The organism is Hahella sp. NBU794 (genome assembly GCF_050749805.1).
In the GTDB taxonomy this organism is placed as follows: Bacteria; Pseudomonadota; Gammaproteobacteria; order Pseudomonadales; family Oleiphilaceae; genus Hahella.
The window spans coordinates 3,166,348-3,181,054 of record NZ_CP192738.1 but is presented as its reverse complement, the minus strand read 5'-3'; the positions used below and the strand labels follow the sequence as shown (position 1 = coordinate 3,181,054).

Genomic DNA, 14,707 nt, shown 5'->3' with positions numbered 1-14,707 from the left:
TGGCGTTAGGAGGCAGAACTGGCGGCTTGCGCGACCACTTCATCGCGGGGATTCTTGGGATAATATTTTTCCGGCAACCGCTCAATATGAGAAAAGAATTTGGTGTCTTTGTAAGGCATCTTCATAAACCCTGACACGCCCAATCCTTTGATCAGCGGAATGGCGGCAATGATAGCGTCCAGGCAATAACGGAACTCCTGCTCCCTGGACGGGTCCAGCAGACGGTAATAACTGTGGATCTTCAAGTGCGTGGGCAAGCTCTCGAATATGATAAGCCCCGTGTGATGTATATTATTAAGAAGCTCTAGTATCTCCATGATTTCTACAGGAAGAACCAGAAACTCTTCCGGGTCGGGGCCGTCTTCAAAATAAGAATGCACCCGACTCTGATCCTCCAGATCCGGCGTCGCGCTAACCTCATAACCCAGACTTAAACCCGACTCGGGAAGAAAGGGTTTATCCGGCCCGTCGCGATCTACGTGCAGGGTATCGCGGGCATTAAACAGACAGCTTTTGAACACCCCCTGGCGATGAATCGCCCGCGCCAGATTCACCATATTGTTCACCGCGGTGACGAACGCCGGCTTTAAATCCGGGTCGCGCAGATTGAGACTGGTGTCGATGTACACCCCTTCCTTCTCCCAACGCACCGCCAATCCGCCCACCACAGGATAGCGTCCAAGACGGCTGACGGCGGCGATGAACGCCTTTTCGATCTCCCCCATGCCTTGCATGAAGTTCTTGTAGTAACGATCCAGTTGCACATCGTTGATTTCTTTCAGCTCTTCTTTGACGCCCTCCTCCCGAAGGAACGACTTGCGCGAGCTGTACACCACCGTATCGATGCCCCGTTTCTGCGGCCGCACCCACACTGGGGCCAAGGGCGTCTCTTGCACCGGCGGCAAATCCAGCATAACCAGTCGCGCCATACGCGGCATATGACGCAGGAAATAGTCGCCCGCCTTGGCCCGCACGGAAGGATCATCATCCATCATGGCGTCCAGCATGCGCGCAAATTCCGCCGGCAACCCCAGAGATACGGCAGGCAAAGCACGATGACCAAAGCGGCAGGATTGTCCTGATGCGAGAGCGTACAAGGTTCCCGCAACGCCCTGTTCGTCGAATCGCGGCGACGAAAGCCCTCCGTTGAGCTGCTCATCGCCGATGAAGTAGACATCGCCCAGACGCGCGTTGGTCTGTTGCAGATCGCTGGACATCAGCTCCATGACATTGGCGGAGACGTATTGGTTGTTCTCATCCAGTTGCGCGAAGACGGCGGAGCCCCAATCGATCAGCGCCACCTGTTCGGTATCGGGGTCGTACACCAGATTGGAAGGCTTGATGTCGCCATGCACTAAAGGACGCCCGGCGGGCCCTTTATCAGAACGAAGATTTCTCAATATATCAGCAAGTTGTGCAGCAATCTTAACAACCAGTCTAGGCGGCAGACGCCCCACTTTGAGCGAGTATTGCTCAAGATCCACCCCCGGCGCACGCTCCATCACCAGAATGGATTGGCGACGAATACGCTGGAAGGCGATCAGACTGGGGACTCTGGGGTGCTCCACCAGTCCCAGCATAAACGCCTCTTCTTCCAGGCGATCCTGTAAATGCTGGGGTAAGGTGATGCGGGAGAATTTGAAGACGTATTGTTCGCCTCCGGCGGTGACGCCGGCGAACACAAAACCGTAGGCGCCCTTGCCCACCATTTCAATATCCCGGTAGCCAAGCTGCTCAAGCTGGGCCTGACACAGGGCGACCCAGTCCTTAAGCTTTTTGGCGTCATTGTGGCTGAGCAGATAAATCGACTGCTCTTCCGGAATATAGAACTGTTGTAGCTTAGGCGCGCCAGTCATTCACTCTCGCAGGGTTATCAGCTCAGATGCAGCAACATCGAGGTCGGGTCCTGCAGGTAAGATTTCCACATATTGCTGAAACGGGCAATGGTTCCGCCGTCAATAATGCGATGATCGCCGGACCAGCTGATATTCATGATCGAGCGCGCCACCACCGAGCCCTCGCTGTCGAACCTGGGCACCGTCTGGGTTTTGCCCAGCGCCACAATCGCCACTTCCGGCATGTTGATGATCGGCGACGCATACGTGCCGCCCAACGCCCCAATATTGGAAATGCTGATGGTGCCGCCCTTGAGGTCGTCCTGACGGACCGAGCCGTCACGAGCCGCATTGGTCAGGCGCTCCACTTCCCGCGCGATGTCGAGAATGCTGCGACGCTCCACATGCTTGACATTGGGCACCAGCAAACCGACTTTGGAGTCCACCGCCATGCCGATGTTGCAATGGGGCAGATAGTGAATCTCCGAGCAGTCTTCATTGACCCGACTGTTCATGATGGGGTGCTGCATTACCGCCATCGCCATGGCTTTCATGATGAAAGGCATCAGCGTCAAACGTACGCCCGCTTTCTCCGCTTCCGGCTTAAGCTGCTCGCGCAGGGCCAGTAATGCGGTGACGTCAACCTCATCGCCAAAAGTGAACTGCGGAATGGTCGTGGCCGCTTCCACCATGCGTTTGGCCATGACCGCGCGCACGCCGCGAATCGGCTCCACCCGCACTTCGCCAACGCTGGCGGGCGTTTCCGGGGCTTTGCTTTGCGCGGGTGCAGCGTCAGCCTGCAAAGCTTTCTGATACTTATGGATGTCTTCCTTCAGCACCCGCCCATGTTTGCCGGAGCCTGGCACGCGGTTCAGGTCCAGAGACAACTCTCTTGCAAGACGGCGCACTGCCGGGCTGGCGGGAACTTTGACGCGCCCTGAAACCTGGGCTGGTTTCTGCGCCGATGACGCCAGACAGGCGGCCTTGGGGGCGCTGTCGCCATTGACCTTGGCGGGCGTCGCAACAGCCGCTGCGCCGTCCGCTGCAAAGGAGAAAAGCGGCGTATGCACTTTCGCGATGTCGCCCTTACCGTAGTGCAGCTTCACGATGCGACCTGCGCGAGGCGCGGGAATCTCCACCACCGCCTTGTCAGTCATGACGTCGACGACAGGCTGGTCTTCTTCCACGTGATCGCCTTCCGCCACCCGCCATTCCACGATCTCGCACTCGACAATGCCTTCGCCGATATCCGGCAGGATGAAGTCATCCCCATTCTTTCCGGCAGGCTGAGACGCCAGCGCGGGTTTGCTCTCCGCGGCTGGCTTGCTGTCCGCTTGTTTGTCCGCCGCCACAGGAACGGATTCTTCGTTAGCCGCTTTAGCAGCGCCCGTCATGTCCACCGCAAACAGAGGGGAATGCACCTTGGCGGTGTCGCCCTCACGATAATAAAGCTTGGCGACGCGACCGCTATTGGGCGCGGGAATTTCCACCAACGCCTTGTCGGTCATCACTTCCGCCACAGGCTGGTCTTCCTGTACGAAGTCCCCTTCCTGCACCAGCCACTTAACCAGTTCACACTCAACAATGCCCTCGCCAATGTCGGGCAAAATAAAATCAGTCACCATCTTCGCCCTCCTAGAAGTTCACGCTCTGTTTAATCGCTTCGTAGATCTTCAGATGATCCGGTAGATACTCTTTCTCCAGCACCAGCGGGAAAGGCGTGTCCAAACCGGTCACCCTGGCGATGGGCGATTCCAGATAGAGGAAGCAGCGCTCCTGAATGGTGGCGGCGATTTCGCCGGCGAACCCGCCGGTCAAAGGCGCTTCATGTGAAATAACCAGACGTCCGGTTTTCAGCACCGAATTGACGACGGTGTCCACATCCCAGGGCAGAATGGTTCTTAAATCGATCACTTCGCAGGAAATGCCGTCTTTTTCCGCCATTTCCGCCGCTTTTTCGATGTATTCCATTTGCGCGCCCCAAGCCAGCAGAGTGATGTCGGAACCTTCCTTCAACACCTCCGCTTTACCCAGAGGCAATTCGTAATCTTCCTCAGGCACGTCGCCGACGGACGCGCGATAAATCCGCTTCGGCTCGAAAAACACGACCGGGTTGTCATCGCGAATAGAGCTGAGCAACAGCCCCTTCGCCTGATAGGGATTGCGTGGAACCACGATTTTGAGGCCTGGCGTATGCGCGAAATAGGCTTCCGGCGATTGCGAGTGGTAATGCCCGCCAGAGATGCCGCCGCCGTATGGCGTACGGATGGTCAGACCGCCGACATCGAACAGATTGCCTGAGCGATAACGGTATTTGGCGGATTCATTCACGATCTGGTCAAAAGCGGGAAAGATGTAATCCGCAAACTGGATTTCCGCCACCGCCACATGGCCTTGGGCCGCTAATCCATTGGCGAAGCCGATAATGCCCTGCTCCACCAGCGGCGTGTTGAAACAGCGGGCGCGGCCGTATTTTTCCTGAAGATGGCTGGTGGCGCGGAAAACGCCGCCGAAAACGCCAACATCTTCGCCGAAACAGATTACTTTTTCGTTCTCCGCCATCGCTATATCGAGGGCGTTGTTGATCGCCTGTAACAGGTTCATCTTAGCCATGCGCCATTCTCCCCGCGCTCTTGGGATACGCATCCGGGTACTTGCGGACATGCATCTTGAGTTTTTCTAATTGTTCATGCAGTTGCGGGGTCACTTCGTCATACACGTCCGTCACCAGCGACTCCACCGGCGGCGGCGGCCGTTTCTCAGCGCTCTTCATTGCGTCCAGCACTTCCTGGCGCATGCTGTCCTGAAGCTGCTTTTCCTCTTCCTCTGACCACCACTTTTTCTTGATCATCCAGTTACGCATACGCGCAATGGGATCTTTGGCGCGCCAGACGTCTTCTTCTTTCTTGCTGCGATAGCCGGATGGGTCGTCGGAGGAGGAGTGGGCGGCCAGACGATAGGTCATGGCTTCGATCAAAACAGGTTCGTTTTCTTCCACCGCGATTTTGCGCGCGGCCTGAGTCGCCAGATACACCGCCAGGATATCGTTGCCGTCTACGCGGATGGCGCGCATGCTGTAACCTAACGCCCGCGGCGCAATGCCGTCTGCGGCGAACTGTTCGCTGGAGGGAGTGGAAATGGCGTAGCCGTTGTTACGGCAGAGAAAGATAACTGGCACTTTGTGCACAGAGGCCATATTCAGAGCGGCGTGGAAATCCCCTTCAGAGGCGGCGCCTTCGCCGAATACAGTTACGGTGCATAGCCCCTTGCCTTCCAGTTTCTGACCGTAGGCGTAACCGGCGGCCTGAGGAATCTGGGTGGCCAGAGGCGAGGAAATCGTCATGTAATTGAGTTTGGCGGAGCCGTAGTGAATCGGCATTTGTCGGCCCTTACCATAATCCAGCTCGTTGCCGAACAGCTGGTTCATGAACTCATCCACCGAGAATCCGCGATAGGCCAAAGCGCCCTGCTCCCGGTATTGAGCCATGATCATGTCCCGGTCATCCAACGCCGCAGCGAAGCCGACGACTGTGCCTTCTTCACCGGTGGACTGCAGGTAAAAACTGAGACGCCCCTGACGTTGGGCGGCCAGCATGCGTTCATCCAGCACGCGGGTGAACACCATGGTGCGGTAGATCTTCAGGGCTTCTTCCTGATCCATCTCCGGCAGCTTAGCCCCTTTATAGGTCGCGCCATCCTGTTTCAGGACCTGAAAGATGGGAAACTTAAATTCATTTCCCTGAATGAACTCAGGTTTATGAATAACTTCTATTGTTTTTGTTGTTTGACTCATAGGGTCCTCTTCCTGGATACGTTCGGAGGCAAGGCGGGCCCCTTTTGAAGGCTCCGCTCCACTTTCTACTGTAGACGGTAATCCACCCTGAGGATAATAGACTTTAGTGACGTTGACGTAAACGTCAGCATTGAAAAAAATGCTGACTGATCAGCCCAGTGGACACGATACTTTGTGCAAAACAAAGTCGCCCGGCAGTCTGATTTCACATGTAATTGAAAGCCCCCCTGCGTGATCAGAGGGGTTTAGGAGCCGTTGTCCTACAAAGAAACGTCTCGGCCCAAGGGAGCCAATCGTAAGAGATGCCCCTCTTGGCAACCCAGCAGCCGAGCGAACGTGATGTGGCGGGTGTAGCTAATTATCTGAATCCGTGATTACAACTACCGAGTCAAAACAAACGGAATTGATTAATACGCTTGAGCTGAGAACGACTGATGATTATGGAAGGGTTTCATCACCCCTTCCATTCCTGGTTGCCTTTGCCAAAGGCAGTGGAAACAAATCCTGGTACATTCCGGGCGTACGCGCTGAACTTGCCCGCACTTTCCTTGGCTAATACGTAACCAGACACACCAAAAAAAACCGCGGCCAAAATACTACTGGCGGAGGAGAACATTTCATAGCTTTTCTCAAGCACTGTGTAGCCCGCAGCCCCGCCCACTCCAGAGACAATAGACTTTGCCGCAAGTTTTTCCATTTCCGCGATAAATGCTTGACGAGCGTCTTTGTTACCTAAAATATCAGTAGGATTAACCTGAACGCCAGCATAGTGCAAGCCCACTTTTTCACACAGGTCTTTCAACGCTTTTTCCGTGGTGTTTTTCCCTCGTGGGTTGGAAAAATACACAATCTGATTTTCCAACTTATTCCCGGCGGCAATTACATTATTGGCAAGAGGGTTACTTTGAATAGTTTCCAGAGCTTTTACAAAAGAGCCCGCCCCTTCGCCATGAATCAGCCAGCGAATATTCGCGTTTTTCTTTTGCGCATTCTGAATCATGGAGACTATGTTTTTCACGTACTGCTGGTTGTTGAAATCATTATTCAGCCAGACCAGGGAAAAGTGGCTGCCCGCCTGTTTGACTGTGTTTGGACTGAAGGCCACGGAGTAGGCGTTGGCGATATGGACAAAGATCTTCTGACCAGCTTCCTCTTTGTTTGCAAACTTACCCACCACCGCTGCGGTATGGGCGCCACTCCACTGATGTTGAAGCTTCATCGCCGCTTGCGGCTTATTGTCCGTTTTCCAATCACTCGCTTCAGCATCCCAATCAACCTTGTATAGTCCGGGCGTATTTTCAACGACAGACTGAAGACTTTCATCGATACATAACCACAGCACTTTGACATCACCGTTCGGCTCAATACTGTATTGCATCCGAATAGCCCCAAAGTCCTGTTGTTTCATCGCACCGGTCTGAGCGCCGGGAGTCACCGCCAGCGTATAGATAGCCCGGTACATACTGGTCATGTAAAAGTTCCCGGGATGCTGGCGCTTGATCCTAAGCCAGTTGTCATAATTCCGCTTTTTGATCAGCACATTGCGCTGAACATTGGGGTCCTCTTCTTTAGTGATTATCGCAGGCCATTGTGGGTCCTTAAGAGACACAGCTTTCTCCTCGTTTAAAATCGTTTTTTAGATGATTTCCGGTGATCAGATATACTTATGGAACAAAAGGCGGCGGCGTCGTGCCAGATTTAAGAATAATTGTATCTGGCTCGCCCCTAGTTGAATCACCATCTCGCCATTCCGGGTATATCCAGTTTTCCGGCTCCCGCTGGGGTGAAATGCGGGCATCAGGCCAGCGCTGTCGGGCCTGTTCCTGCTGGGCTCGGGCGGAGGGACTGAGTTCCAGTTTGATATGGCGGCAGACCTTGTCCCGCAGAGCGTTCATATGCCGAATGGCGTACTCCACCGGAGCGTAGCCGTTATTATGGAACATCAAGCGAAGGTAATGGCGGTCATCCAAGGGGGTTACGGCGTAACTGGAATATTGGGCTGCACTGAACGGTGAGGGCACATGGATTTTGCTCAGGTCTTTGTGGATTTCATAATGCACCCATAATGTGTCGCCTGATTGCCGGGCCTCCCAATTCATGGGCGCCCGCTTTTCAGCTTGTCGTGGTTTCTCTGGCCCCATGCGGTAACATAGACGCACAAGAGCCTGCTCCAGATGATGGGGATTAAAACAACTCATCCCCTCCGGTAGGCAGTTAACCTGCTCCACTACAGCAATGAAGGTCGTATACCCCAAACGCCTCAACCGCCAGAACGGACCGTAATAGTCCCAGTTTCGCTTAATAAACAAGGTGTTGGTAAACAGATCATCAATTGTGCTTTCAGGATAAACAGTTGGATCGTAAATATTGACTCGGGGAATCGGCGCTTGTAAATCCTCAAATCCATCAGAATCGTGATGGGGCGGTAGTTGCAAGCACAGTTTGGAGCCGCTTAAGTCAATTTCGATATTTTCTGGTTTGTCTAAGCCAGGAACGTAGGGATGTCTGCGGGAGGCGAATAAGCGTTTTAGCATAGAATATTTGGCGTTAATCCATTTCTGCCCTGTCAGCATAAGCGACAGAGGCTACTCACTAGAATGAAGGGTATCGCAAATACTAGAGACGGGCTCTAGTAGGGTCAATCGTCCATATTACTTATGTTTTGTCGGCCGTGGGCCAACGTGTGAATTGCTGGTCATGTAAAATGATAACAATGTGCAGCGTTTAACCCTCGCACAGGTACGTTTTTTCAGATGTTTCCAGCGAGCAAATTTACTTAGGGGACAAAAGGAGGAGGAGGTGAGCCAGGCTTAAGGATAACTATATCAGGCTCTCCTTTGCCGAAATCCCCATCGCGCCATTTCGGGTATACCCAGTTTTCTGGATCCCGCTGAGATGAGATCCGAGCATCGGGCCAGCGTCCCCGGGCCTGTTCCATCTGAGTTCGAGCAGAGAGACTGAACTCCAGCTCGATATGACGACAAACTCTGTCCCGCAAGGCGTTCATACACATGATAGCTTGCTCCACTGGGGCATAACCATAGTTATGGAACATCAGACGAAGATAATGGCGGTCATCCAGGGGAGTAACCACATAGCTGGAGTACTCGCTCGCGCTGAAAGGCGAAGGCACATGGATTTTGCTCATATCTTTGTGGATTTCATAATGCACCCATAAAGTATCGCCCGACTGTCTGATCGCCCAATTTATCGGCGCGCGCTTTACAGCTTGTCGTGGCTTCTCCGGCCCCATCCGATAACATAAGCGCAACAAGGCTTGCTCCAAGTGACTGGGGTTAAAGCAACTCATTCCTTCCGGCAAGCAGTTAACCTGTTCCACCACTGCAATAAAGGTAGTGGAGGCTACTGGCTGCATGCGCCATATCGGCCCGTAATACTCCCAACCCCGCTTAATGAAGACAGAGCTCGAAAACGGATCTCCAAATGTACTGTCACGATAGATTGACGGGTCATAAATATTGACCTGGGGAATAGGAGCTTGCCTTGCTTCAAACCCTTCATAATCGTGATGAGGCGGCAGTTGCATACGTAGTTTTGTGCAGCTTAAATCAATTTCGATGACTTCAGGTGTGTTTAACCCTGGAATGTAGGGACGTCTACGGGAGGCGAATAAGCGTTTTAACATGGGGTACTTGGTGTTTTGTCAGCGTAAAACGTAAAAAAGGCTACTAAATGTTGAAATCAGGGATACTAGAGATGAGGCACAGCAGGGTCAATCGGTCGTTTTATTAGTGGAATGCGCTGAATTCCTGTGAGAACTTTGCCTTGAGCGCCTTAACGTCGCAAAGCATCAGGGCGATACAGGGCGCTTCAGCTGTTGATGATAGAAGTCAGTAAAATCATCGGTTTTCCCGGGTCTCTTGGACCCGGGGCGCGATCAGGAGGCTTTGGCGTCGTAGGTTTTGCCCCGCCGCAGGGCCCTTGGAAACGGGAGCTTCATTCCGTTTTTCACAGACACCATGAGCACGGACAGGAAGATCACTCCGCTGCCCAGAATTGTGTACATATCTGGCGTTTCATCGAAGAACGCCCAGCCGATCAGGTAGGCCAACGGTAAAGAGAGATAGCTGATATGGGCGGCGATGGCGGCGCTGCCGATACGCAGGCCGACGATCCAGAAGTAGCTATACACTGAGCCCAGCACGGCGATCAGGCCGATAAAGGAAAAGTCTTTCAGCGATACCGGCGACCAGTCCGCCACCGCCATGGGGCCCGACATCAGAATCGTCAGAATCGCCAGCCAGAACATCAGGCTGATGGGACTTTCCTCGGAGCCGTACTTCTTCGTGCCAATATGCAACAGGGCGAAGCCCAGGGCGCCGGCGAACGGATAGATGATTTCCAGGGGCGTGAAGTCGCCGCTGGGGCGGGCGATCAGCAACACGCCGATAAAGCCGACAAGGGTCGCCAGCCAATGTCCCGGAGCCACTTTCTCCTTCAGCCAAAGCGCGGAAATCGGCACGATGAACAGAGGCTCAGCGAAGAAAATCGTCACCACCACCGCCAGCGGCAGGTTGGCGAGGGAGTAAAACAATAGAAAGGAGGCGACGCAGTTGAGCACGCCGCGCATCAAATGCGCCTTCGGCGACTTCCAGACGAAGATGCCCGCGCCTTCTTTTACCGCCATGGGTATCAAAAGCAGCGCAGCGAAGCACCACCTTAGAAACAGCAACTGCCATGTATCAACTTCTTCCCCCACCTGTTTAACGAACGCATCCATCCCTGTGCCCGCGACGACAGCGATAAAAACAAACGTCATGGCTTTGCTATTTTGTGTGTTTTCCATTTTGGTATCCCTTTTTTATCCACGGTTGACCGCTCGGCGTTCACCCCCTTGTGAACGCCCCAAACCGCATCGCGTCACGCCTGCGTCAAAGACACAGGCTCGCCGCTCTGGCGTCCGCCTCCGCTCGGGCTTTGTTGACCCGCCCGGAAAAGGCCGGCCTCAGCCAGCGGTTTAACTCCTGATGCACGCGCGGCTCGAACAGTCCCCTCTCGCTCATCCACTCATCATTGAAAATTGTCGGCAGATATTTTTCTCCTCCGTCACAGACGATGCAGACCATCGTCCCGCTTCCGCTCAGGTTCTGAGCGATTTTGACGCTCTGATACACTGCGCCTCCCGCCGAACCGCCAATCAATAACCCGCGCTGACGCGCCAGGTAGCGACAGGTTTCAAACGCCTCCGCGTCCGTCACCTGATAGCCGTAATCCACCAGTTCCCGGCGAAACGCCGCGCCAATGGAATCCCCCGGGGGCACGCCAGTGCCGGACTGGTAATAAGGTCCGCCTTCCTTGCGAAACACGACTGACCCCACTGGCTCCACGCCGAAAATGCGAATGTCGGATCGATACGTCTTCAGCGCTGAGGCCACGCCGGTGATGGAGCCGCCGGTGCCAACGCAAGCCACCAGCGCATCGATGACGCCGTCTGTGTCGCGTATCAGTTCATGAGCCAGGGTGCTGGAGTAGCCGCCTGGATTGGCCTGATTATTGGATTGATCCATAAAACAGGCGCCCTCAATTTCACTGGCCAGACGCGCCGCCGTCAGCTCTCTTTCCACCGTCGCCACTTCGTCATCGGCGTAGTCGCCTTTGACAATATGCACTTCTCCTCCGTAGGCCTTCACCGCCATGACTTTCTCAGCGGCGGCGTGATGATCCATCACGGCGATAAAGCGAAAGCCCATTTCCGCGGCCAGCAGGGCCAGCCCCGTCGCGGTGTTACCGGAAGACGACTCCACGATAACGCCGCCCGGCTGCAAACGGCCTTCACGCACCGCCGCTTCGATCATGCTGCGGGCCATACGGTCCTTCATGCTCATGCCGGGGTTGAACTTCTCCAGCTTCAGCAGCAATTTCCAGGAGCAATCCTGCAAAGGCAGCTCCAGTAGAGGGGTTTCGCCGATTAATTCCGACACCTTTGTTTTAATCATGTTCATTCCTTATTCGTTATATATCAGTGCTTTCCAGTCCTGATTGCGAAACTGCTCAGAACGACTCATCCAATCGCCATGACCAATCGCCATGCCCTCCTTCATGGTCGTCGGTTGCGATTAATGCAAGTTTTTGCGGTGTCGGCGCACGGTGAAAACGGGTCTCCATTAAATCCATCTGATAACCGGCGGTGTTTACAAAGGCCAGACAATCTCCCGGTTGCGGCAGATTCTTGAAAGGAATCCACCGCTTCGTCAGTACGTCCGACTCCAGGCAACTACCGCCTGCGATATAGGCGACGCCCGTATCGCCCTGGCCCGCGCCAATCACGATCGGGTCCACCAGAAACTCTGATTGAAACCAGGGTTCACAGGCGCTGAAGCTGAAACCGTCGACAACGATGACATGCTTGCCCGCTTCCAAACGTTTGACGCCTTTGACGCGAAACAGGGTCGCTCCGGCCTGATCCACCAGGCCTCGTCCCGGCTCCACATATAGCGCCACACCCTCTTGGCGCAGACGCTCACGATTGCCGCAGGCCATCACAATATCCTCCAGCGCCTCCTCTTTTACGCGAGGGGACCAATAAGGATAGAAATTGTCTGGGGAGCGGCCATCCATATAGTAATGAGGCCCGTTGTAACCCTGGAACGCCTCCCAAGAGCCTCGGGAAATATAGCGAGTCGGAAAACCGCCCCCTATGTTGACGCTGTTGGCGTCAAAGCCTAATCCACGGAAGTAGCGAATCATTTCAATGGATACCGCCAGCGCCTCCGCCCGCTGACGGATGGAGTAGCCGCCCAGGTGAAAGGCGACGCCTTCCAGTTCCAGTCGATGCCGAAACGGCTTCAGCGCGTCCGCCAGAGCCCTCAGCGCTTCGCTATTCATGCCAAATCGACTGGCGCCGACATCGCCGTTCCAACGCAGCTTGATACGGGTTTTATCGCCTTGGCTAGAGGCCAGCAGCAACGCCTGCAGCCCCTCGAATTCTTCCGCGGAGTCAATGGCGATAATCGCCCCCGCCTTCATTCCCAGTTCAACAAAGTCCGGGCTTTTAAAGGCTCCGGATAGCGAGCATCTTTCGCCCTCGACGCCGGCAGCCAGCGCATCCTGCAGCTCAAAAAGGCTGGAGACGTCCGCTCCCGCGCCATTGATCGCGACGGCCTTGAGAAAGCTGTGGCAGCGATTGACTTTCATCGCATACAGCACGTCGCCGCGAATATCGGCGTTGGCGTAAACCCGCCGAAAACGGTAGAGATTTTCTTCAAATATCTGCGGAAACATCAGATGCGCGGGCGAGCCGTGCGCATCCATCAGCGCATTTAAACGAGCTGGATCGGAGCCCAGCACATGTTGCGTCAGGGGATGAATCAACGGCGTCAGATATGGCGCAGCCTCTCCCCTCACGCCATCCCTCCGGCATGATTTAATTGTCACCATTACTTCCCGGCTCCCCTGGTTAACGCACCAACGCCATAGAACGTTGCGGCCAACCGGAGGGGAAGTAACCTGTGATATTGTCTTCAAAGCCCCCGCAGTATTCATAAGCCCAATCACGAATTTCAGCGAGCATGGGGGTATGGACGTTCAGCCTTCTGGCGGCTTCCAGGAAGAAGTCCATGCCGTAAGGCACATCTTCCGTAAAGATGCGATGGCGACGATTGACTTCAAAGCCGCCTTCGCAGGTCAGCATGGGTATCTTAATGCCCGCGTAAGCAGGGTTAGTGCGGAAGGTGGAGTACAGCGTGCGCGGATTGGTGATCTGTCTGCCGTATATTTTTACGATGTCTTCGTGCAGCGGCAGCGCAAACGGGAAATCGGAGCGATACACCTCTTTCAGCGCCGCCAGAATGGCCTGCTGCTCTTCGTCGCATTTCTTGATCAGATAGGCGGCGAACTCGGTGAGATCTTCATAAAAGCTCAGTCGCTCTTTGAAAGGTCTGCCATCCCACTGTGAATATGGGCCGACCAGGGAGTACAGGATAGGCAAATGCTCAATCGGATTGCCCGCGCAGGCGCTCAGCTCAATATAGTGCTCCGCACGGCTCGCAGGCTGGTAAAACAGTTTTTCCAGGGCTTTCTTAGCCAGCTCCACCTTGATGTGAGTTGGATTGGAAATGGCGTAAAACAGTTCCTTCTTGAATCCGAGAATGCTCACGCTCTGGCCAGGCACAAGATGGGACGCCATTACCGGCGTGTCCTTGATGCCCCAGGCGTAAACATTGGAGCGTCGGCCGATGTGATAATCCACCATCCAGTCGAAAGCGCCCCAACCGGGTATCGCGCATAGCTGCACGACCTTCTCTTCGGAAATCAGATTGGCGATCTGCGCCAATACGCGGGGACGATCGTTAGCGGGATTGGTGATAAAAATCAGATCCGCCTGGGGTATGACTTCAGCGGGATTGTCCGTCACCCGCACCGGCTTGGCGTGCAGATCCTCTCCATAGGGGGTGGATACGACAATCTGGCCATTGGCGCCCAGTCTTTCGTTTATCTCCTGGGCTTTCCGGGTCAGCATCGAAACTTCCTGCCCTCGTGAGGCGAAGATACCCAGAAGCGCGTGGGCTTGTTGGCCCCCGCCAATGATTACGATATTCATATTGCGAACTTCCTTTCCATTACTTCTTGACTTGGAACACGGGTTTGTCAGGTCAAACGCGTTACCTTACGCTTGGCGTTGCTGCGTTATATCGCTCTGTGCCGGGTCCTGCAATTGCCTGCAACGTCCGGGTTTGCGGCGGGCTTTCCATGTGCGCCCCTGGCCAGGGCGTCCTACGCTGGAAAATCGTTGATGATGTCGGGATTGGACGCCCGTTGTGTCACAAGCCTCCAAACCTCCATCCACGTAACCAGCGACAAAATAAGCGGTGCGTGGACGGAAAAGTTGAAATACCAGGCCGCCCAGGAGAAACCCCTCCATAAACGGCATGACGACACACCTATCCGGCCGACGGTCCGCCTCTCACTGCGCCGATTAAATCGCCGCATCCCGAGAACAAAACCTGTCGCCGCGAACAGTGACAACCTTGTCAGTACTATGCAAAAAGCAACGTTACAATTTGTTTTTATTTAGAAAAAGATATTTTAATCGACTCAAAAAAGTAAATTGATTATATTG

The 14,707-nt window shown here is 54.5% G+C and carries 11 protein-coding genes; all 11 read right to left on the bottom strand.

The window, feature by feature from the left end; translation table 11 throughout:
* Positions 1-5 precede the first annotated feature (5 nt).
* Positions 6-1,856 carry a protein kinase domain-containing protein gene (locus ACQYWX_RS14175; RefSeq protein WP_431689251.1) on the bottom strand — a complete coding sequence of 617 codons (1,851 nt, stop codon included), beginning with the start codon at positions 1,854-1,856 and terminating at the stop codon, positions 6-8.
* 17 nt (positions 1,857-1,873) lie between these two features.
* Entirely contained in the window at positions 1,874-3,460 is a 1,587-nt protein-coding gene (locus tag ACQYWX_RS14170) for a dihydrolipoyllysine-residue acetyltransferase (protein ID WP_431689250.1), read from the bottom strand.
* A 10-nt stretch (positions 3,461-3,470) separates the two neighbouring features.
* Positions 3,471-4,448 carry an alpha-ketoacid dehydrogenase subunit beta gene (locus ACQYWX_RS14165; RefSeq protein ID WP_216736191.1) on the bottom strand — a complete coding sequence of 326 codons (978 nt, stop codon included), beginning with the start codon at positions 4,446-4,448 and terminating at the stop codon, positions 3,471-3,473.
* Positions 4,441-5,628 carry a thiamine pyrophosphate-dependent dehydrogenase E1 component subunit alpha gene (locus ACQYWX_RS14160; RefSeq protein WP_431689249.1) on the bottom strand — a complete coding sequence of 396 codons (1,188 nt, stop codon included), beginning with the start codon at positions 5,626-5,628 and terminating at the stop codon, positions 4,441-4,443. The genes ACQYWX_RS14165 and ACQYWX_RS14160 overlap by 8 nt, the downstream gene beginning before the upstream one ends.
* Positions 5,629-6,082: 454 nt before the next feature.
* Positions 6,083-7,237, bottom strand: a complete 1,155-nt coding sequence (locus tag ACQYWX_RS14155; protein WP_431689248.1) for a hypothetical protein — start codon at positions 7,235-7,237, stop codon at positions 6,083-6,085.
* Positions 7,238-7,292: 55 nt separating this feature from the next.
* On the bottom strand, positions 7,293-8,162 hold the full coding sequence (locus ACQYWX_RS14150) for a hypothetical protein (protein WP_431689247.1): 870 nt from the start codon (positions 8,160-8,162) through the stop codon (positions 7,293-7,295).
* Between the two features lie 242 nt (positions 8,163-8,404).
* Positions 8,405-9,274: a hypothetical protein gene (locus ACQYWX_RS14145; protein WP_431689246.1), complete on the bottom strand. Its 870-nt coding sequence runs from the start codon at positions 9,272-9,274 to the stop codon at positions 8,405-8,407.
* A gap of 252 nt (positions 9,275-9,526) precedes the next feature.
* A complete protein-coding gene (locus tag ACQYWX_RS14140; RefSeq protein WP_279506487.1) occupies positions 9,527-10,435 on the bottom strand; it encodes a DMT family transporter in 909 nt (302 codons plus the stop codon).
* An 85-nt stretch (positions 10,436-10,520) separates the two neighbouring features.
* A complete protein-coding gene (locus ACQYWX_RS14135; protein WP_216736188.1) occupies positions 10,521-11,585 on the bottom strand; it encodes a PLP-dependent cysteine synthase family protein in 1,065 nt (354 codons plus the stop codon).
* Between the two features lie 55 nt (positions 11,586-11,640).
* Positions 11,641-13,026: a Y4yA family PLP-dependent enzyme gene (locus ACQYWX_RS14130; protein WP_431689245.1), complete on the bottom strand. Its 1,386-nt coding sequence runs from the start codon at positions 13,024-13,026 to the stop codon at positions 11,641-11,643.
* A gap of 19 nt (positions 13,027-13,045) precedes the next feature.
* Complete coding sequence (locus tag ACQYWX_RS14125; RefSeq protein ID WP_431689244.1) at positions 13,046-14,188, bottom strand: NAD/NADP octopine/nopaline dehydrogenase family protein; 1,143 nt, start codon at positions 14,186-14,188, stop codon at positions 13,046-13,048.
* Positions 14,189-14,707: the final 519 nt, after the last annotated feature.